This window comes from Microcella flavibacter, assembly GCF_012530535.1.
GTDB classification, from domain to species: Bacteria; Actinomycetota; Actinomycetes; order Actinomycetales; family Microbacteriaceae; genus Microcella; species Microcella flavibacter.
The window spans coordinates 1,986,045-2,004,334 of record NZ_CP051299.1; the positions used below are offsets into that span (position 1 = coordinate 1,986,045).

The following is an 18,290-nucleotide window of genomic DNA, read 5'->3' on the forward strand; positions in this document are numbered from 1 at the left end:
GGGGAGTGTTCGGGTCCGGTCCCCCAGCAGGAAGCGGGGCGCCGGATCCGTTTCGGATCCGGCGCCCCACCCTATTCCCTGCGGTTCAGAACCGTGGAGCGGGGGTGTCAGTCAGCTGATCAGCCGACGACGTTCCACTCCCAGAAGTTCCAGAACACCCCGGTCTGACCCGGGTACTGCGTGATGCCCTCGACCGCGGACGAGTGGGCGGTGACGCCCGGGCCCTGGAAGAGCGGCAGGCCGTACGCGTCGGCGAAGAGGAGCGCGTCGATCTGCTGCTGCAGCTCGACCTGCGCCTCGGGGTCGACCTCGACGACGAGCTCGGCCGCCAGAGCGTCGACCTCGGGGTTCGAGTACCCGTTGTAGTTGCCGCCGCCGTTGCTGGCGAAGATCTGCGGAACGCCGCTCACGCCGACACCGGTGGAGACCCAGCCGAAGATCGACGCGTCGTAGGTGCCGGAGCCCAGGAGCGAGCCCCACTCGGGCGTGCCCTGCGCCTCGACCACGAAGCCGGCCTCAGCGGCCGAGGCCGCGATGGCCTCGAAAGCGTCGACGCGGTTCGGGTTCTCGCTGTTGTAGAGGATGTTGACCGTCGGGGTGGCACCGGCGAGCAGCTCGATGGCGCCCTCGATGTCGACCTCGGCGTAGGCGTCGGAACCGTTGCCGGCGACCGACGTGTCGTAGGCCTCGCCCACGGTGGGGACGAAGATCTGCGAGTCGAGCACAGCGGCCTCGGGGTTCACCGGGGTCACGATCGCGTCGAGGATCTGCTGACGCGGGATCGTCTTGAGGAAGGCCTCGCGGACGTTCTGGTCGGCGAAGACGCCCGAGAAGCTCAGGTCGATGTGGTCGTAGTTGAACTCATCGCCCTGCAGCACCGTCGCGTCGGCGATCGCCTCGAGCGAGGAGATCGTGTCGGCGGAGGCTTGCGGCTTGATGATGTCGACCTCGCCGTTCTGGAGGGCCGTCACCTGCGCGTTCGCGTCACCGATGAAGCGGATGACGATCTGGTCGTACGAGGGCTCGAGACCGCCCGTGTACTCCGGGTTGCGCTCGAGGGTGATCGACTGGGTCGGCTCCCACGCAGTGAGGATGAAGGCACCGCTCGAGACGAGCAGGTTCTCGTTCGACGGGAACTCCGAGATGTCGTAGCCGGTGTTCCAGAAGTCGGCCACGGCGCGGATGGTCGCGTTCTCCTCGGCCGGGGCGTCGGGGTTGCCGCGCGGGGTCGACGCGAAGGCCTCGCGGACCTCCTCGACGGTGACGCCGGCCTCCTCGGCGACGATGTGCATCGGACGGTCGAGCAGACCGACGTACTGCCAGTCGGCGTAGGGCTCGTTGTAGTTGAGCGTCAGCGAGAGGTTGTCCTCGCTGATCTCGGGGAACTCGGTGAGCGCGAGGCCCGAGGTGTCGCCGGCGTAGGTGAAGTAGCTGTTGCCGCCGGTGACGGCGCCCTCCTCGTCGAACGACGCGTCGTCGTAGTAGCCCGACTGCACGGCCCAGTTGAGGAGGAGGTCGTCGGCGCTGATCTGCGTGCCGTCGGACCAGACCTGACCCTCGTTGATCGTGTACGTGACGACCAGCGGGTCCTCCGAGACGAGCTCGACGGTGCCGAAGGTCTCGTTCGGGATGAGCTCGAGCTGGTCGTCGAGGTAGTTGAAGCCCGAGGTGGTGAGGTAGGCGACCTTGCCGTTGATGTCGAGGTTGCCCGACGGGGTGGCCTGGTTGAGCGAGGTGAGCTCGTTGACCTCGGCGGCGGTGATGGTGCCGCCGGTCTCCTCGCCGCCCGTGCCGCCTCCGTTGGTGGCGGGGTCGGCGGTGCAGGCCGTCAGCGCGAGCGCGACGATGCCGGCACCGGCGAGCGCGACGAGCCCCCGGGGCCGCCGGTTCGTAGTGGTGATCAATTTTCCTCCTGTGCAAGATGGGCACGTACCGGCGCGTTTCCGAGCGCACCGTCACGCCTAATGGGGTCGACCCTATGGACGGGGTCGCATCCCCGGCAAACTGTAAGGGGATTCGTTACACAGCAGTAACGCGCGTCCGCAGGCATCCGGCGCCACGCGCGATTATTGCGCGCCAGCCCCGCATTCGTGCACCGATCGTGTGTTGCTGATCGGTCCTTGCCACACGAATGCCTGCTAGCGCACCCGACTATCCGGCGCGAGTCCCCGTACGGGGCTCGTGCGCCCGGAGCCCGCGCACGGGCGAGCAGGGGATACTGCGGGGATGAGCCACCTGAGTCCCGCGGCGCCCGAGCCGGGCATCCCGGATCGGGGCCGTCTGCGGGCCGAGATCATCATCGTGCTCGCGCTCTCTCTCGGAGCCAGCGCCGTGTACTCGGTCGTCGCGATCGTGAACAGGATGACGCGCGATGTGGCGCTCTCGGAGCAGACGGCGACGCTCAACCGCTCGCTCGACCAGCGCGAGGTCTTCGACCTGATCTACCAGCTGCTCGCGATCGCGACCGACCTGGCGCCCGTCGCGCTCGTCGGGTTCCTTCTGTGGAGCGTGCGCCGACCGCACCTCGCTCGGCTCGGCATCGACGGCGAACGGCCCTGGCGCGACACCCGCGACGGGTTCGGGCTCGCGCTGATCATCGGCGCCGGCGGCCTCGGTCTGTACCTCGCCGGACGCGCGCTCGGCGTGACGGTGGGAGTCGACCCGGCGGGGCTCGAGAGCTACTGGTGGACGATCCCGGTGCTGCTCATGCGGGCCGCGCTGGCCGGCATCACCGAGGAGGTGATCGTGATCGGCTACCTCTTCGCGCGGCTGAAGGATCTGCGCTGGGGCCCGTGGGCCATCATCCTCACCTGTGCGCTGCTGCGCGCCACCTACCACCTCTATCAGGGGGTGGGGGCGTTCGTCGGCAACTTCCTGATGGGGGTGATCTTCGGCCGCCTCTACCTGCGCACCGGCCGCGTGCTGCCGTTCGTGATCGCCCACACGATCATCAATGCCGTGATCTTCGTGGGATATCCCTGGGCAGCCGCCGTTTTCCCGACGCTTCTCGGCGTCGGCGCTTAACCTCGCGCTATGCCGCAGCCCGAGATCGGTCAGACCGCCCCCGACTTCACCCTCCCCGGCGTCGTCATTGACGGCGCGGATGCCCTGACTCGGCACTTCTCGTTGCGCGAGCAGCGCGGCGCACCTCTCGTGCTCGCGTTCTACCCGGCCGACGCCTCCCCCGGCTGCACCGCGCAGCTCTGCAACTACCAGAGCGAGCTCGCCGGCTTCGAGGCGCTCGGCGCGACCGTGTGGGCGATCAGCCGGCAGTCGACCGAGTCGCACGAGAGCTTCGCCCGCAAGCAGGGGCTCGCCTTCCCCCTGCTCGCCGACGAGCGCGGCGACGTCGTCGACGCCTACGGGGTCGGCATGTTCGGCGTCGGCGTGCGCCGCTCGATCTTCATCATCGACGCCGAGGGGGTCGTGCGCTGGAAGCACGTCGCCCTCATCGGCGTCACCTACCAGAGCGCCGCGGTCATCCGCGCGGAGCTCTCGCGCATCACCGGACCGGGCGCCGACGGCGCCTCGCGGAGCGCCGCCGCCTCGTAACGACGGCCCCGCCCCACGATCGACGGGCGCCTGCGGAGAGATCGGCTCCGCAGGCGCCCGTCTTGCGCGCCAGGGTAGTCGGGTTCGGGATGCGCGGCGCGGGTCACTGCGCCGTGAGCAGCCGCGCCGGCCTCACCCGCCGCGCCGAGCCTCGCCCTCGGTGCCGAGTTGCGCGTTCCGAAGGCGCAGGTCGACGGAAAGCCTCAAGTCGGCGAGGGGTCGTGAGGCTCGGGACGCCGATCGAGGCGGTCGCCGCTAGGTGTACTCGGTCATGAGGTTGGTGACACTCGACTGATCGGGGGCAGGTCTTTGCAGGCGGTGTGGGGTCGATCGTAGTTGTAGTGGTCAAGCCAGGGCGCGAGGGCGTTGGCGCGTTCCTGGTTCGAGGTGAACGCGTGTCGATATGCCCACCCCTCCTGGAGGGTGCGATTGAAGCGTTCGGCTTTCCCGTTCTGCCAGGGCGAATACGGTCTCGTGAGCACGTGGGTGGCCGCCAACGACTCCATAACGCTTCGGAAGGCTGCGGAGTTTCGGTAGTTCAAGGCGTTGTCGGTCATGACCTGCCGGATCCTGATCCCGTGTCCGGTGAAGAACGCAGCAGCGTTGGCGAGGAACGCCGCGCAGGTTTCGCCCTTTTCATCCGGCAGCACCTGCGCGAACGCGAGCCGCGAGTGGTCATCGACCGCGACGTGGACGTAGTCGAAGCCGAGCCTCACGGATCGTTTCCGGCCGATGTTGTGCTCGATCGTTCCCAGACCGTTCAGGCGCCATCCGCCGCCGTCAGGGATGCGGCCGAGCTTCTTCACGTCGATATGGATCAGATCACCCGGCTGCTCGCGCTCGTATCGAAGACGGGTCCGGCGGCCTTGACGGATGCGAGTCCCGGTGACCGGGTCCAACTCATGCAGGGCAGGCAAGCCGGCCCGGGCGATCAACCGGGACGCGGTCGAAGGGCTCACCGCGAAGCGTCGGGCGAGCTCATCGCGGCCGAGCCTGTCGTGTTCCCGGGACGCGATCAGCGCTGCGGCCAGCTGCGGGGAGGTGGTGGTGGGTGAGCGGTGCGGCCTGGAGGAGCGGTCCTCCAGCGCGCGGATTCCGTGCTCGCGGAAGCGGGTCACCCAGCGGTGAGCGCACTGGCGTGATACTCCGAGCTCTTTCGCGACATGCGAGACAGGCCGGCCGGACAGCACCCGTCGGACCAGGATCAGTCGGCCGGCGGGAGCAAGGGGAGCGTTACGGTGGACCACGAGAAGGCCTTCCTCTTCAGGGCGTTTAGACACCACCCAGAATGAAGGCCTTCTCCTCTGCCTTGTGTCACCAACGTGCTGACCGGGTACAGCTAGGCGAACGCTTCGCCAGGCGTGCCGCAGGCGCGCCCGACAGGCACAGCCGGGACGCCGATCGGGGCGGTCACTAGGCGAACGCCTCGCCAATCGTGCCGGAGGCGCGCCAGACAGGCACAGCCGGGACGCCGATCGAAGCGGTCGCTACGCGAACGCTTCGGTCGGCGGGCAGGCGCACACGAGGTTGCGGTCGCCGTACGCCTGGTCGACGCGGCGCACCGGCGGCCAGTACTTCGCCGTGCGGTCGCCGTCGGCGGGGTAGACGGCGAGCTCGCGCGTGTAGGCGTGCTCCCACTCCCCCGCGATGACGCTCTCGGCGGTGTGCGGCGCGTTGACGAGCGGGTTGTCGTCGGCGGGCCAGCGGCCCTCGGCGACGGCGTCGGCCTCGTGCCGGATGGCGATCATGGCGCGGATGAAGCGCTCGAGCTCGGCGAGGTCCTCGCTCTCGGTCGGCTCGACCATGAGGGTGCCGGCGACGGGGAACGACATCGTCGGCGCGTGGAACCCGTAGTCGATGAGGCGCTTCGCGACGTCGTCCACCGAGACGCCCGTGGCCTCCTTCAGCGGCCGCAGATCGAGGATGCACTCGTGCGCGACGAGCCCGTTCTCGCCCGCGTACAGCACGGGGTAGTGCTCGCGCAGGCGCAGGGCGACGTAGTTGGCGGCGAGCACGGCGTTGGCCGTGGCATCCCGCAGCCCGTCGGCGCCCATCATGCGCGCGTAGGCCCACGAGATCGGCAGGATGCTCGCCGAGCCGTAGGGCGCGGCCGAGACGGGGGTGCCGCGGTGCTCGACGGCGCCGACCCGGCCGGTGACGAGGTCGAAGGGCGGGTGCTGATCCATCTGGGCGAGGGGATGCCCGGGCAGGAACTCGGCGAGGTGCGCCTTGGCCGCCACCGGTCCGACGCCGGGCCCGCCGCCGCCGTGCGGGATGCAGAAGGTCTTGTGCAGGTTGAGGTGGCTGACGTCGCCGCCGATGTCGCCGTAGCGGGCGTAGCCGAGCAGCGCGTTGAGGTTGGCGCCGTCGATGTAGACCTGCCCTCCGGCGTCGTGCACGGCCTGCGTCACCTCCATGACGTCGTGCTCGTAGACGCCGTGGGTCGAGGGGTAGGTGATCATGAGCGCGGCGAGGCTCTCGCCGTGCTCGGCGATCCTGGCCCGCAGGTCGTCGAGGTCGACGTCGCCCGTCTCGGTCGTGGCGACGACGACGACGCGCATCCCGGCGAGGACGGCGGAGGCCGCATTGGTGCCGTGCGCGCTCGACGGGATGAGGCAGACGGTGCGGTGCTCGTCGCCGCGGGAGCGGTGATAGCCGCGGATGGCGAGGAGGCCGGCGAGCTCGCCCTGGCTGCCCGCGTTCGGCTGCAGCGAGACGGCGTCGTAGCCGGTGAGCTCGGCGAGCCAGGTCTCGAGGTGGCTGATCATGACGAGCGAGCCCTGCACGTCGTCGAGCGGCGCGAAGGGGTGCAGCGCGCTGAACTCGGGCCAGGTGACGGCCGCCATCTCGGTGGCCGCGTTGAGCTTCATCGTGCACGAGCCGAGCGGAATCATGCCGCGGTCGAGCGCGTAGTCGCGGTCGGCGAGGCGCTTGAGGTAGCGCATCATCGAGGTCTCGCTGCGGTGCGTGTGGAACACCGGGTGGGTCATGAACTCGCTCGTGCGCTGCAGCGCCGCGGGGATGCGGCCGGTGCCGTGCTCGAACCAGCCGTGGGTGCCGTGCTGCTCGTGCCCGAAGGCCGCGACGGCGTCGTGCAGCTCGGCGACGGTGGTGGTCTCGTCGAGCGAGAGGCGCACCTCGTCGGCCCCCTGCTGCCAGACGAGGATGCCCCGCTCGCGCGCGGCCTCGGCGACCTGGGCCGCGCGGCCGGGGACGCGCACCGAGATCGTGTCGAAGAAGTCGTCGTGGACGAGCTCCTCCCCGGCCTCGAGCAGCATCTCGCGCAGCAGGAGCGCCTGCTGCGCGACCCGCTGCGCGATCCGGCGCAGCCCGTCGGGCCCGTGGTAGACGCCGTACATGGCGGCCATGACGGCGAGCAGCACCTGCGCGGTGCAGATGTTGCTCGTGGCCTTGTCGCGGCGGATGTGCTGCTCGCGCGTCTGCAGGGTGAGCCGGTAGGCGGGGCGGCCGTCGGCGTCCTTCGAGACGCCGACGAGGCGGCCCGGCATCTGCCGCTCGAGGCCGGACCGCACGGCGAGGTAGCCGGCGTGCGGGCCGCCGAAGCCCATGGGCACGCCGAAGCGCTGGGTGGTGCCGACGGCGATGTCGGCACCGAGCTCGCCGGGGCTCGTCACGAGCGCGAGCGCGAGCAGATCCGCGGCGACCACGGCGAGGCCGCCGTGCGCGTGCACGGCGTCGATGACGCCGCTCGGGTTCCAGAGCCGGCCGGAGGCGCCGGGGTACTGCAGGATCGCGCCGAAGCACTCGGGCAGGGCATCCGGAGCGGTGTCGGCGAGCGGCAGCACGACGAGGTCGATGCCGAGGGCCTCGGCGCGGCCTGCGATGACGGCATGCGTCTGCGCGAAGACGTCGGCGTCGACGAGGAAGGTGTTCGAGGGGCTCTTCGACGCGCGGCGGGCGAGCAGCATGCCCTCGACGACGGCGGTCGCCTCATCGAGCATGGAGGCGTTGGCGGGGTGCAGACCCGCGAGCTCGCTCACCATGGTCTGGAAGTTGAGGAGCGCCTCGAGGCGGCCCTGCGAGATCTCGGGCTGGTACGGCGTGTAGGCCGTGTACCAGCTCGGGTTCTCGAGCACGTTGCGCTGCACGACCGCCGGGGTGATGGTGCCGTAATAGCCCTGGCCGATGAGGCTGCGGCGCACGGTGTTGTGGTCGGCGAGGGTGCGCAGCTCGGCGAGCGCCTCCGCCTCGGTGGCGGGGGCCGGGAGGGTGCGCAGCGGCGCCTGCTGGCGGATGCCCGCCGGCACGGCGGCATCCATCATGGCCTCGAGGCTCTCGTAGCTGAGGGCGTCGAGCATGAGGCGGCGGGCATCCTGATCGATGCCGATGTGGCGGTCGGTGAAGGGCATGCTCATGGGGCGGGGCTCCTACTGGCCGATGAGGGCGCGGTACTCGGCGGGGCTGAGCAGGGCGGGGTCGCCCGCGATGCGCAGCTTGACGAGCCAGCCCTCGCCGTACGGGTCGGCGTTGATGGTCTCGGGGCTGTCGACGACGCCGGCGTTGGACTCGACGACCTCGCCGTCGAGGGGCGCGTAGAGCTCGCCGACCGACTTGGTCGACTCGACCTCGCCGACGATCGCGCCGGCCGCGAGGGTCGCGCCGACGGCGGGCAGGTCGACGTAGACGACGTCGCCGAGGGCGTCGGCCGCGTACTGGGTGATGCCGACCGTGGCGATGTCGCCGTCGAGGCGGATCCACTCGTGCTCGGCGGTGTACTGCAGGTCGTCGGGGACGCTCATGGTCAGGCCTCTCGTCGGTAGAAGGGAAGGGCGACGACGGTCGCGGGGATGCGGCTGCCGCGGACGTCGAGATCGAGCACGGCGCCGGGCGCCGCGTGGTCGGGGTGCACGAAGGCCATCGCGATGGGGTGGCCGAGCGTCGGGGAGAGCGCGCCCGAGGTGACCTCGCCGACGACCTCCTCGCCGCTCATGACGGGGTAGCCGGCACGGGCGGCGCGGCGCCCCTCGGCGGCGAGACCCACGAGCACGGGGGCGTCGTCGCCGGGGCCCCGCTCGATCGCGGCCTTGCCGACGAAGTCGTCCTTGGCGGTCACGACGACGCGGCCGAGGCCGGCCTGCGAGGGCTGGATGCTCAGCCCGAGCTCGTGCCCGTAGAGCGGCATGCCGGCCTCGAGCCGCAGGGTGTCTCGCGCGGCCAGCCCCGCGGGCACGAGCCCGTGCGGCTGCCCGGCGGCGAGCAGCGCGCGCCACAGGGCCGGAGCGTGCTCGGCCGGCAGGTAGAGCTCCACGCCGTCCTCGCCCGTGTAGCCCGTGCGGGCGACCATGACGTCGGCGCGGGCATCCCCCCAGCCGAAGGCGCCGTCGCTGTAGGCGTAGTAGCGCAAGCTCTCGAGCGCCTCGATCTCGAGGCCCGGCGTCTCGGCGAGGATGGCGGCCGAGGCGGGGCCCTGCAGGGCGATGAGGGCGATGCGGTCGGTCTGGTCGTCGAGCACGACATCGTGGCCCGCGGCCCGCTCGGTGAGCGCGGCGACGACGGCGTCGCGGTTCGCGGCGTTCGCCACCACGAGGTAGTCGTCGTCGGCGCGTCGGTAGACGATGAGGTCGTCGATGACACCGCCGGACTCGGCGAGCACGAGCGAGTACTTCGCGTGGCCGACCGCGAGGGCGGAGAGGCGGCCGGCGAGCGCGTGGTCGAGGAAGCCGGCGGCGCCGGCGCCCGTGACGGCGATCTCGGCCATGTGCGAGATGTCGAAGAGGCCCGCCTGCGATCGCACGGCGTGGTGCTCGGCGAGGTCGGAGGAGTAGCGCACCGGCATCTGCCAGCCGGCGAAGTCGGTGAAGGATGCGCCGAGCGCGACGTGCTCGTCGTGCAGGGGCGAGCGGCGCGCGGTCGCGGGCGCCGCGGCGGGCGGCGGTGCCTGCGACGGTGCAGCGGGGTCGGGCTGATCGATCACGGAGTTCTCCTGACGCGCTGAAGGCCGGTGGAACTCCCCCTCTGTCATCGTGCCTGAGAGCTTCGCGGCGCCCCGGGTCGAGGGGGCGCGGCTTTCACCATGGGCGAGCGGGGATGGAGCATCCGCTGCTTTTCAGAGCGGCCTGATCGATGCGGTACACGTACCTGAGAGATTGGCGGGGAGGCTTGCTCCTTCGGTGCCGGTGGCGGCTCGCGCCCCTCCGGCTCTCCCGCATCGCGTTGCGGCCCGGTATTCGGTTGTGTCGTGCCGATGCAACCAGTTCGTGCTCGTTCGAGCGGGGTCAGCGTATCAACTGCGGGGCGCGCCGGAGGTCTCGGACTCGCTGCCCGTCGGCGGCGGGTCGGCGGGTGCCTGCGGCGGGGGCCACGCGGCCGACACCGGGGAGGGCGGCGGCGGCGTCTCGCCCGGGTCGCGCTCGCCCGCGAGCACGGAGCGCGCGCGGCCGGTGAGCTGCGGATCGATGATCAGCTGGTAGTTCGAGGCGAGCACCTGGTGGGTGGTCGTGAAATCGCGGCGGCGCCGACCGGCCGCGTAGGTGACGACGCTGAACAGCAGGCCGAAGGCGGCGCCGATGAGGGCGGCGGCGAGGATGAAGGAGAAGTTCGGCTCGGGCGAGAAGAGCACGAGCAGCAGGCCGATGAAGAGGCCGAACCAGGCTCCGCTCGCCGATCCGGCGAGCGCCGCGCGCGCGTAGGTGAGGCGCCCGGTGACGCGCTCGACCGTCTTGAGGTCGTTGCCGACGATCGAGATCTTGCCGACCGGGAAGTCGGCCTTGGCGAGCGTGTTGACGACCTTCTGCGCCTCGGGGTAGCTGTCGTAGGTGCCGAGCACGTCGCCGCGCGGCAGGGTGGGAGGCGCCGGGGTGCGGCGGGCGAAGGGGCTGGCGTTCGTCACGCGGTCATCATCGCAGGCGACGGTAAGGTTTGACCGTGAGCGCGGCGAAGGTATTCGTGGCCCGGTTGAGCGGGTGCTCCGTCTTCGACCCCGCGGGCGATCGCGTCGGCAAGGTGCGCGACGTCCTCGTCGTCTACCGCCGGTCGGATGCCCCCCGCGTCGTCGGCCTCATCGTCGAGGTGCCCGGCCGACGCCGGGTGTTCCTCTCCATCGGCCGCGTCACGAGCATCGGCTCGGGGCAGATCATCACCACCGGGCTCATCAATCTGCGCCGCTTCGAGCAGCGCGGCGGCGAGGTGCGCGTGCTCGCCGAGCTGGTCGGCCGCCGGGTGACGCTGCGCGACGGCGGGTCGGGGCCCTCGGGCGCCGCCGCCACGATCGAGGACGTCGCGATCGAGGAGAAGGGCCCGGGCGAGTGGTCGGTGAGCCAGCTCTTCCTGCGCCGCCCGCGCACCTCCCCCGCGCCGTTCGGCAAGGGCTCGACGGTCTTCGCGCAGTGGGCCGACGTCGTGGAGGACGACTCGGGCGACGAGGCGCAGAGCGCCGAGCAGCTCATCGCCGCGTACAGCGAGCTGCTGCCGGCGGACCTCGCGACCACGCTTCTGGAGCTGCCGGAGGAGCGCCGCCTGGAGGTCGCGCAGGAGCTCTCGGACGACCGGCTCGCCGACGCCCTCGAGGAGATGCCCGAGCGCGACCAGGTGCAGATCCTGTCCGAACTCGACGACGACCGCGCCGCCGATGTTCTCGAGAGCATGGAGCCCGACGACGCGGCCGACCTCATCGCCCAGCTCTCCGACGCCCGGGGCGAGACGCTGCTCGAGCTCATGAACCCGGAGGAGGCGGAGGACGTCCGCTTCCTGCTCGCCTACGACGCCGACACCGCCGGCGGCCTCATGACGACCGAGCCGATCATCGTCTCGGCCGACGCGACCGTCGCCGAGGGCCTCGCGCTCATCCGCCGGCACGAGCTGGCCCCCGCGATCGGCGCCGCGATCTGCGTGACCCTGCCCCCGTACGAACCGCCGACCGGCCGGTACCTCGGCATGGTGCACTTCCAGCGCATGCTGCGCTACCCGCCGCACGAGCGCCTGGGCACCATCCTCGACCAGAGCATCGACCCGGTGACGCCCGAGACCTCGGCCGCCGAGGTCTCGCGCCGGCTGGCGAGCTACGACCTCGTCTCGCTGCCCGTCGTCGACGAGACGGGCCGGCTCGTCGGCCTCGTCACGATCGACGACGTGCTCGACTACCTGCTGCCGAGCGACTGGCGCAACGCCGACAGCGACGACCCGCTGCCGCGCGTGCGCCGCCGCCCACTGAGCACGACCCGGGCCGTGCCGACCAACTCGAGGAGGACCGATGGCCGCGGCTGAGCGCTCGTCCCGCGCCTCCCGCGCGCCTCGCTCCGAGCGCCTCGATGCGCCGAAGTCGGCCTCCCGCGGATTCCGGATCCCCGGCCTGACGTTCCAGAGCAAGGACCGCATGGGGCGGTTCTCCGAGGCCTTCGCCCGCGGCATGGGCACGCCGTGGTTCCTCGTCGGCATGAGCGTCTTCGTCATCGCCTGGCTCAGCTACAACACCTTCGCCCCGCCCGAGGCGCAGTTCGACCCGCGCGCGCTCAACTACACGCTGCTGACGCTCATCCTCTCGCTGCAGGCGAGCTACGCCGCGCCGATGATCCTGCTCGCGCAGAACCGGCAGGACGACCGCGACCGGGTGCAGATCGAGCAGGACCGCCAGCGCGCGGAGCGCAACCTGGCCGACACCGAGTACCTCGCCCGCGAGGTCGTCGCGCTGCGGCTCGCCATGAAGGACATGGCGACGAAGGAGTTCATCCGGGCGGAGCTGCGCTCGCTGCTCGAGGAGCTCGAGCGGTCGGACCGCCCCGGCTCGGCGGACGACGACGGCGCGACGGGCGGCGCGAGCCGCGCATCCCGTGGCTGAGGCGCCCCTCGCCGCGACGGAGCAGGCCGTGCGGGCCGCGCTCGCCGGCGTGATCGACCCCGAGCTGCGCCGCCCCGTCACCGAGCTCGACATGGTGCCGCGGGTGGCCGTCGACGGCGATCGCGTGACCGTCGGCCTCGAGCTGACGATCGTGGGATGCCCGGCCGCCGATCGCATCGAGGCCGACGTGCGCGCCGCCGCCGCCTCGGTGCCCGGGGTCGCCGCGGTCGACGTCGAGGTGGGCGTCATGGACCGCGCCACGCGCGATGCGCTCATCGCGCGCTTGCGCGGCGGCAAGCCGGCGATGCCGTTCACCGCCGACTCGCTCACGCGCGTGATCGCCGTGACGAGCGGCAAGGGCGGGGTCGGCAAGTCGACGATCACCGCGAACCTCGCCGTCGCCCTCGCGCAGCAGGGCCTGCGCGTCGGGCTCGTCGACGCCGACGTCTTCGGCTTCTCGATCCCGGGCCTGCTCGGCATCCCCGAGGCGAAGCCGACGCGCGTCGGCGAGGCGATCATGCCGCCGCGGGCGCACGGCGTCGCCGTCATCTCCATCGGCATGTTCGTGGATGCCCGCACCGCGGTCTCGTGGCGCGGCCCGATGCTGCACCGCACCGTGCAGCAGTTCCTCACCGACGTGTACTTCGGCGACCTCGACGTGCTCGTGCTCGACATGCCGCCCGGCACGGGGGATGTCGCGATCTCGGTGGGTCAGCTGCTTCCGCACGCCGAGGTGCTCGTCGTCACGACCCCGCAGCGCGCGGCCGCCGACGTCGCCGAGCGCTCGGCGATGGTCGCCCGTCAGACGGGGCAGACCGTGATCGGCGTCGTCGAGAACATGGCGGGGCTCGCGCAGCCCGACGGCAGCGTGCTCGAGCTGTTCGGCGCGGGCGGCGGGGCCGAGACGGCCGCGCGGCTCGAGGTGCCACTGCTCGCGCAGGTGCCGCTCTCGATCGCGCTGCGCGAGGGCGGCGACGAGGGGCGGCCGATCGTGCTCGACGCCGAGGACCCGGCGGGGGCGGCGATCCGCGGACTCGCGGAGAGCGTGGCCGCGCGCGGGCGCGGGCTCGCGGGGCGCTCGCTGCCGTTCAGCCCGCGTTAACGCCGAGTCGCGGGCGCGGGGCGCCGGCTCGGGAGCGCGGCGCGCCGACCGTCGCTCAGCGCTGGAAGAGCGCGGGCACCCGGCCGTAGCCGTCGCGAGCGGTCAGCACGGTGGTCCCGGTGACGGCGGCGATCGAGAGGGCGGCGAGGGTGATGAGCAGGGCGGTCATGGCGGTGGTGTCCTTTCGTGAACAGTCATATTCCACCAGCCGCAACCGTGCAGCACCAGCGATTGCTCCTTCAGTGATCTTGTAGTCTGACTACATGGACGTGCGCCGACTGGAACTGCTGCGCGAGCTCGCCGATCGCGGCTCGATCACCGCGGTCGCGCAGGCGACGCACCGCACGCCGAGCGGGGTCTCGCAGCAGCTCAAGCGCCTCGAGCAGGAGGCCGGCGTACCTCTGACCGCGCGGGTCGGCCGGGGCATCCAGCTCACCGATGCCGGCGAGGCGCTCGCCGAGACGGCCCGCCGCATCGCGCTCGCGACCGCCGAGGCCGAGTCCCTGTGGCAGGAGTTCACGCGCAGCCCGACCGGCACCGTGACCCTCACGACCTTCCCCACCGCCGGCCAGATGCTGCTGCCCGGCCTGCTCACCCGGCTCGGCGAGGAGCCCGGGCTCGACGTCGTCGTCACCGACCACGATCTCGCGCTGCCCGACTTCGCCGAGCTGGCCCCCGACTTCGACGTCGTCATCGCCGACAGCCAGGGCGTGCCCCGGCACTGGAGCGAGCGCGGGCTCACGGTCGTGCCGCTCATGGTCGAGCCCTTCGACATCGCCATGCCCGAGGACCACCCGCTCGCGCAGAAGACGGTCATCCGCCCGGCCGACGTCGTCGGCGCCTCGTGGATCGGCTCGCCCGTCGGCTACCCCTACGACCGCGTGCACGACGCGCTCGCCGCCGTCACCGGGCGCGCCCCGCGCATCGTGCAGCGCGTCATGGACAACCTCATCGTCGAGGCGCTCGTCGCGGCGGGCGTCGGGCTCGCCATCCTGCCCCGCTTCACCACCCGCAGCCACGGCAACGGCCTCGTCACCCGGCCGATCTCGGGCGTCGCCGCCGAGCGCCAGATCTCGGCGATCCTGCGCGCCGACCGCGCCGTGCGGCCGAGCGTGCGCCGCGTCGTGCAGCTGCTGCGGGAGGAGGCGGAGCTCGTCTCCTCCCGGTACCGCACGCCCTGAACACGTCCGCCCAGGGGACTCGGCTAGGTCGCCTCGGTGTCGAAGGGCGCCGGGCGCCCCTCCCGCAGCAGGCGCTGCCGCTGCGCGTACGCCGACTCGCGCACGGGCGCCGAGACGACCGCCGCCGCCGTCGGCTTCACCGGCTTCGCGTCGTCCTCGAGCAGCGTCTCGCGGATGATGCGGCGCGGGTCGTACTGGCGGGGGTCGAGCTTCTTCCAGTCGACGTCGTCGTAGTCGGGGCCCATCTCCTCGCGCATGCGCTCCTTCGCCCCGTTCGCCATGTCGCGCAGCGAGCGGATCAGGCGCGCGAACTGGGCCGCGTACCCGGGCAGCCGATCGGGCCCGATGAGCAGCACGGCGATGAGCCCGATGAGCAGCAGCTTCTCGAACGTCAGACCGAAGGACACCCGGTCAGAATAGCCGGGCGAACCCGAGCGCCGCCCCTAGGCTGGCTGCGCGAAGGAGAGTGCCGTGGCCGGGAAAGAACTGAGCTGGAAGTACGTCGAGGAGTCGGTGGTCGAACCCGACGAGATCGTCGCCGCGCGCGCGCACTCGCTCGAGCAGGGCGTCGAGCCCATCAGTCCCGCGACGGGCGCTCACCTCGCCCTCGCCACGGCCGCCATCGACGCGCAGAGCATCATCGAGATCGGCACCGGCCTCGGCGTCAGCGGGCTGTGGATGCTCCGCGGCGCCCCGCACGCCCACCTCACCTCGATCGACGTCGAGGCCGACCACCAGGCCGGCGCGCGCCGCTTCTTCACCGACGCCGGGCATCCCGCCGCCCGCGTGCGCCTCATCACCGGCCGCGCGATCGACGTGCTGCCGCGCATGAACGAGGCGAGCTACGACGTCGTGCTCGTCGACGCCGACCCCAAGGGCCTGCTCGAGAGCCTCGAGCACGCGCTGCGGCTCGTGCGCGTCGGCGGCCTCGTCGCCATCACCCACGCGCTCTGGCGCGACACCGTGCCCGACCCGGCCAAGCGCGACGGCGTCACCCGCGAGTTCCGCAGCGTGATCGGCGAGCTCGTCGCCTCGGACGCGGTGCACGTGGCGCTCTCGCCCGTCGGCGACGGCCTGCTGCAGCTCGTCAAGCGCTCGGCCTGAGGCCGGGCATCCCCTCGCCGCATCGTCGGCGACGCCGAGACGCGCCCGCTGCCGAACGCCGCCTGCCGAACGCCCCCCGTTAACGACCGAGCGGGGCCGAGCCCGAAGGCCCGACCCCGCTCGACGCGGATGATGCTGTCGTCAGGAGATGGCGGCTGCGAGCGCGCCGTGCAGCTCGCGCGCCTCGTCGTCGTTGACGGAGACGACCAGTCGGCCGCCGCCCTCCAGCGGGACGCGCACGATGATGAGGCGTCCTTCCTTGACAGCCTCCATCGGTCCGTCGCCGGTTCTCGGCTTCATGGCGGCCATAGTGGTCTCCCCTTTCGATGAAAGCTCCTCGATCATTATCCGCTATGAATGCGCTGACGCTAAATCGACGGCCGCCCCGACGAGGGGATGCTCAGCCGGCGGCGAGCCAGGCGCGCAGCCCGCGCGCGCAGTCGACGATCTGCTGCACGTCGACCCGCTCGTCGTCGGCGTGGGCGAGCGAGGGATCCCCCGGTCCGTAGTTGACCGCGGGGATGCCGAGCTCGCTGAAGCGGGCCACGTCCGTCCAGCCGTACTTCGGAGCGGGGGCACCGCCGACGGCGGTGAGGAAGTGCTGCGCGAGCGGGGCATCCAGCCCGGGGCGGGCGCCCGCGGCGGCGTCGGTGACGACCACCTGGACGCTCTCGGTCTCGAAGAGCTCGCGCATCAGCCACTCGGCCTCGGCTGCGGACTTGTCGGGCGCGAAGCGGTAGTTGACCTCCATGACGGCGGCGTCGGGGATGACGTTGCCGGCCACCCCGCCCGTGATGCCGACGGCGTTGAGCCCCTCGCGGTAGTCGAGGCCGTCGACGGTCACCGTCGCGGGAGCGTAGCCGGCGAGCGCGGCGAGCGCGGGCTCGAGGGCGTGGATGGCGTTGACGCCCTTCCACGCGCGGGCCGAGTGCGCGCGGCGGCCGGTCGTGCGCAGCTCGACGCGCAGGGTGCCGTTGCAGCCGCCCTCGACCGTGCCGTTCGACGGCTCGCCGAGGATGGCGAAGTCTGCCTCGAGCAGCTCGGGGCGCGTGCGGGCGAGGCGGCCGAGTCCGTTGAGGTCGCTCGAGACCTCCTCGTGGTCGTAGAAGACCCAGGTGACGTCGTAGGCGGGCTCGACGAGCTCGACGGCGAGGCTCAGCAGCACCGCGCAGCCGCCCTTCATGTCGACGGTGCCGCGGCCGTGCAGCACGCCCTCCTCGAGGCGGGTGGGCAGGTTGTCGTTGATCGGCACGGTGTCGATGTGTCCGGCGATGACGACGCGCTGCGGCCGGCCGAGCGCGGTGCGGGCGACGATCGCGTCGCCGTCGCGCACGAGCTCGAGGTGCGGGGCGTGGGCGCGCAGGGTCGCCTCGATCGCGTCGGCGATGGCGCGCTCGTCGGAGGAGACGCTGGGGATGTCGCAGAGCGCCGCGGTGAGGGCGACGGGGTCGGCGAGGAGGGCGCGGGGGAAGGGTTCCTGGGCAGTCTGCATCACCCGATCGAGCCTAGTTCTCAGCGCCCGCCCTCCTGCCGCGCCGGTAGCCTGGAGCCATGCCCGAGACCTCTCTTCACGCCTGGGGCTACGGCCTCGCCACCGTCCGCGTCGCCGATGGCGAGGTGCTCGACACCTGGTACCCCTCCCCCGCGCTCGGCACGCTGCCCGCGGGTCGGGATCCGCACATCGTGCCCGCCGAGATCGAGCACCTGCAGGGGGACGACGAGCGCCGGGGCGTGCGCCTCGAGGTGCGCACGGTCGAGATCGCGCTCGACGCGGCTCCGGCATCCACGCCCGATGCCTACCTGCGCCTGCACCTGCTCTCGCACCGCCTCGTCGAGCCGAACGGGCTGAACCTCGACGGCGTCTTCGGCCACCTGCCCATCGTCATGTGGACGACGGCCGGGCCCGTGCACCCCGACGACTTCGCCGCGCACCGGCCCGCGCTGCAGCGGGCGGGCGTATCGCCGCTCGGCATCGACAAGTTCCCGCGCCTGCTCGACTACGTCGCCCCGCCGCGCGTGCGCATCGCCGACGCCTCGCGCGTGCGCCTCGGCGCCTACCTCTCCCCCGGCACGACCGTCATGCACGAGGGCTTCGTCAACTTCAACGCCGGAACCCTCGGCGCCTCGATGGTCGAGGGCCGCATCAGCCAGGGCGTCGTCGTCGGCGACGGCAGCGACATCGGCGGCGGCGCCTCCATCATGGGCACCCTCTCCGGCGGCGGCACCCACCGCGTGTCGATCGGCGCCCGCGCCCTCCTCGGCGCGAACTCGGGCATCGGCATCTCGATCGGCGACGACTCGGTCGTCGAGGCGGGCCTCTACGTCACCGCCGGCACGAAGGTCGTCGTGCTCGATGGCTCGGTCTCCCCGGATGGCGAGCCCCGCACGGTGAAGGCCGCGCAGCTCTCGGGCGTGGCGGGGCTGCTGTTCCGCCGCAACTCGCTCACCGGCGCGGTCGAGGTGCTGCCCCGCACGGGCGCGGGCGTGCAGCTCAACGAGGCCCTGCACGCGTAGGCCGGGGCGGCGGGATGCCCGGCTCGGGCATCCCGGATCGCGG

General features: G+C 71.9%; 17 protein-coding genes and 2 riboswitches. Of the genes, 8 read left to right on the forward strand and 9 right to left on the reverse strand.

Features of this window, described 5'->3' with window-relative positions:
- Positions 1-119 precede the first annotated feature (119 nt).
- Complete coding sequence (locus HGB54_RS09475; protein ID WP_323740665.1) at positions 120-1,904, reverse strand: ABC transporter family substrate-binding protein; 1,785 nt, start codon at positions 1,902-1,904, stop codon at positions 120-122.
- 322 nt (positions 1,905-2,226) lie between these two features.
- On the opposite strand from HGB54_RS09475, the gene HGB54_RS09480 reads away from it, so the two are divergent.
- A complete protein-coding gene (locus tag HGB54_RS09480; protein WP_168916201.1) occupies positions 2,227-3,024 on the forward strand; it encodes a CPBP family intramembrane glutamic endopeptidase in 798 nt (265 codons plus the stop codon).
- 9 nt (positions 3,025-3,033) lie between these two features.
- Positions 3,034-3,552, forward strand: a complete 519-nt coding sequence (locus HGB54_RS09485; RefSeq protein ID WP_168916202.1) for a peroxiredoxin — start codon at positions 3,034-3,036, stop codon at positions 3,550-3,552.
- 269 nt (positions 3,553-3,821) lie between these two features.
- On the opposite strand, the gene HGB54_RS09490 is transcribed toward HGB54_RS09485, so the two are convergent.
- From HGB54_RS09490 to HGB54_RS09510, 5 genes are all read right to left on the reverse strand, one after another.
- On the reverse strand, positions 3,822-4,799 hold the full coding sequence (locus tag HGB54_RS09490) for an IS481 family transposase (RefSeq protein ID WP_168915630.1): 978 nt from the start codon (positions 4,797-4,799) through the stop codon (positions 3,822-3,824).
- Between the two features lie 240 nt (positions 4,800-5,039).
- Positions 5,040-7,928 carry an aminomethyl-transferring glycine dehydrogenase gene (gcvP, locus tag HGB54_RS09495; RefSeq protein ID WP_168916203.1) on the reverse strand — a complete coding sequence of 963 codons (2,889 nt, stop codon included), beginning with the start codon at positions 7,926-7,928 and terminating at the stop codon, positions 5,040-5,042.
- A 12-nt stretch (positions 7,929-7,940) separates the two neighbouring features.
- Positions 7,941-8,312 carry a glycine cleavage system protein GcvH gene (gcvH, locus tag HGB54_RS09500; protein WP_168916204.1) on the reverse strand — a complete coding sequence of 124 codons (372 nt, stop codon included), beginning with the start codon at positions 8,310-8,312 and terminating at the stop codon, positions 7,941-7,943.
- A gap of 2 nt (positions 8,313-8,314) precedes the next feature.
- Positions 8,315-9,487 (reverse strand): glycine cleavage system aminomethyltransferase GcvT, encoded by a 1,173-nt coding sequence (gene gcvT / locus HGB54_RS09505; RefSeq protein WP_267237827.1) that lies wholly within the window; start codon positions 9,485-9,487, stop codon positions 8,315-8,317.
- Between the two features lie 31 nt (positions 9,488-9,518).
- Positions 9,519-9,629, reverse strand: a riboswitch (glycine riboswitch).
- Positions 9,630-9,729, reverse strand: a riboswitch (glycine riboswitch).
- A 67-nt stretch (positions 9,730-9,796) separates the two neighbouring features.
- Entirely contained in the window at positions 9,797-10,402 is a 606-nt protein-coding gene (locus tag HGB54_RS09510) for a general stress protein (protein ID WP_168916206.1), read from the reverse strand.
- Positions 10,403-10,437: 35 nt separating this feature from the next.
- On the opposite strand from HGB54_RS09510, the gene HGB54_RS09515 reads away from it, so the two are divergent.
- The 4 genes from HGB54_RS09515 (at position 10,438) to HGB54_RS09530 (ending at position 14,629) form a co-directional block, all read left to right on the forward strand.
- Positions 10,438-11,775 carry a magnesium transporter MgtE N-terminal domain-containing protein gene (locus tag HGB54_RS09515; protein ID WP_168916207.1) on the forward strand — a complete coding sequence of 446 codons (1,338 nt, stop codon included), beginning with the start codon at positions 10,438-10,440 and terminating at the stop codon, positions 11,773-11,775.
- Positions 11,762-12,346, forward strand: a complete 585-nt coding sequence (locus HGB54_RS09520) for a DUF1003 domain-containing protein (protein ID WP_168916208.1) — start codon at positions 11,762-11,764, stop codon at positions 12,344-12,346. Before HGB54_RS09515 ends, HGB54_RS09520 begins: the two co-directional genes overlap by 14 nt.
- Entirely contained in the window at positions 12,339-13,448 is a 1,110-nt protein-coding gene (locus tag HGB54_RS09525) for an Mrp/NBP35 family ATP-binding protein (protein ID WP_168916209.1), read from the forward strand. Before HGB54_RS09520 ends, HGB54_RS09525 begins: the two co-directional genes overlap by 8 nt.
- Before the next feature lie 263 nt (positions 13,449-13,711).
- Entirely contained in the window at positions 13,712-14,629 is a 918-nt protein-coding gene (locus tag HGB54_RS09530; RefSeq protein WP_168916210.1) for a LysR family transcriptional regulator, read from the forward strand.
- Positions 14,630-14,652: 23 nt separating this feature from the next.
- Here the strand turns inward: HGB54_RS09530 and HGB54_RS09535 are convergent, their stop codons facing one another.
- Positions 14,653-15,036, reverse strand: coding sequence for a sec-independent translocase (locus HGB54_RS09535; protein WP_168916211.1), 384 nt, complete (start codon positions 15,034-15,036; stop codon positions 14,653-14,655).
- A 64-nt stretch (positions 15,037-15,100) separates the two neighbouring features.
- On the opposite strand from HGB54_RS09535, the gene HGB54_RS09540 reads away from it, so the two are divergent.
- Positions 15,101-15,733 (forward strand): O-methyltransferase, encoded by a 633-nt coding sequence (locus HGB54_RS09540; protein ID WP_168916212.1) that lies wholly within the window; start codon positions 15,101-15,103, stop codon positions 15,731-15,733.
- 141 nt (positions 15,734-15,874) lie between these two features.
- Here HGB54_RS09540 and HGB54_RS09545 read toward each other — a convergent pair whose 3' ends face one another.
- Together HGB54_RS09545 and dapE are read right to left on the reverse strand one after the other, a co-directional pair.
- Entirely contained in the window at positions 15,875-16,042 is a 168-nt protein-coding gene (locus HGB54_RS09545; protein ID WP_168916213.1) for a DUF3117 domain-containing protein, read from the reverse strand.
- A 91-nt stretch (positions 16,043-16,133) separates the two neighbouring features.
- On the reverse strand, positions 16,134-17,225 hold the full coding sequence (dapE, locus tag HGB54_RS09550; RefSeq protein ID WP_168916930.1) for a succinyl-diaminopimelate desuccinylase: 1,092 nt from the start codon (positions 17,223-17,225) through the stop codon (positions 16,134-16,136).
- 59 nt (positions 17,226-17,284) lie between these two features.
- On the opposite strand from dapE, the gene dapD reads away from it, so the two are divergent.
- Complete coding sequence (gene dapD, locus HGB54_RS09555) at positions 17,285-18,247, forward strand: 2,3,4,5-tetrahydropyridine-2,6-dicarboxylate N-succinyltransferase (protein ID WP_168916214.1); 963 nt, start codon at positions 17,285-17,287, stop codon at positions 18,245-18,247.
- Positions 18,248-18,290 lie beyond the last annotated feature (43 nt).

Bases quoted from the DNA above. Each gene is read 5' to 3' on its own strand.
- HGB54_RS09480 (WP_168916201.1), top strand. From the start codon at position 2,227: ATGAGCCACCTGAGTCCCGCGGCGCCCGAGCCGGGCATCCCGGATCGG.
- HGB54_RS09485 (WP_168916202.1), top strand. From the start codon at position 3,034: ATGCCGCAGCCCGAGATCGGTCAGACCGCCCCCGACTTCACCCTCCCC.
- gcvP (WP_168916203.1), bottom strand. From the start codon at position 7,928: ATGAGCATGCCCTTCACCGACCGCCACATCGGCATCGATCAGGATGCC.
- gcvH (WP_168916204.1), bottom strand. From the start codon at position 8,312: ATGAGCGTCCCCGACGACCTGCAGTACACCGCCGAGCACGAGTGGATC.
- HGB54_RS09520 (WP_168916208.1), top strand. From the start codon at position 11,762: ATGGCCGCGGCTGAGCGCTCGTCCCGCGCCTCCCGCGCGCCTCGCTCC.
- HGB54_RS09530 (WP_168916210.1), top strand. From the start codon at position 13,712: ATGGACGTGCGCCGACTGGAACTGCTGCGCGAGCTCGCCGATCGCGGC.
- HGB54_RS09545 (WP_168916213.1), bottom strand. From the start codon at position 16,042: ATGGCCGCCATGAAGCCGAGAACCGGCGACGGACCGATGGAGGCTGTC.
- dapE (WP_168916930.1), bottom strand. From the start codon at position 17,225: ATGCAGACTGCCCAGGAACCCTTCCCCCGCGCCCTCCTCGCCGACCCC.
- dapD (WP_168916214.1), top strand. From the start codon at position 17,285: ATGCCCGAGACCTCTCTTCACGCCTGGGGCTACGGCCTCGCCACCGTC.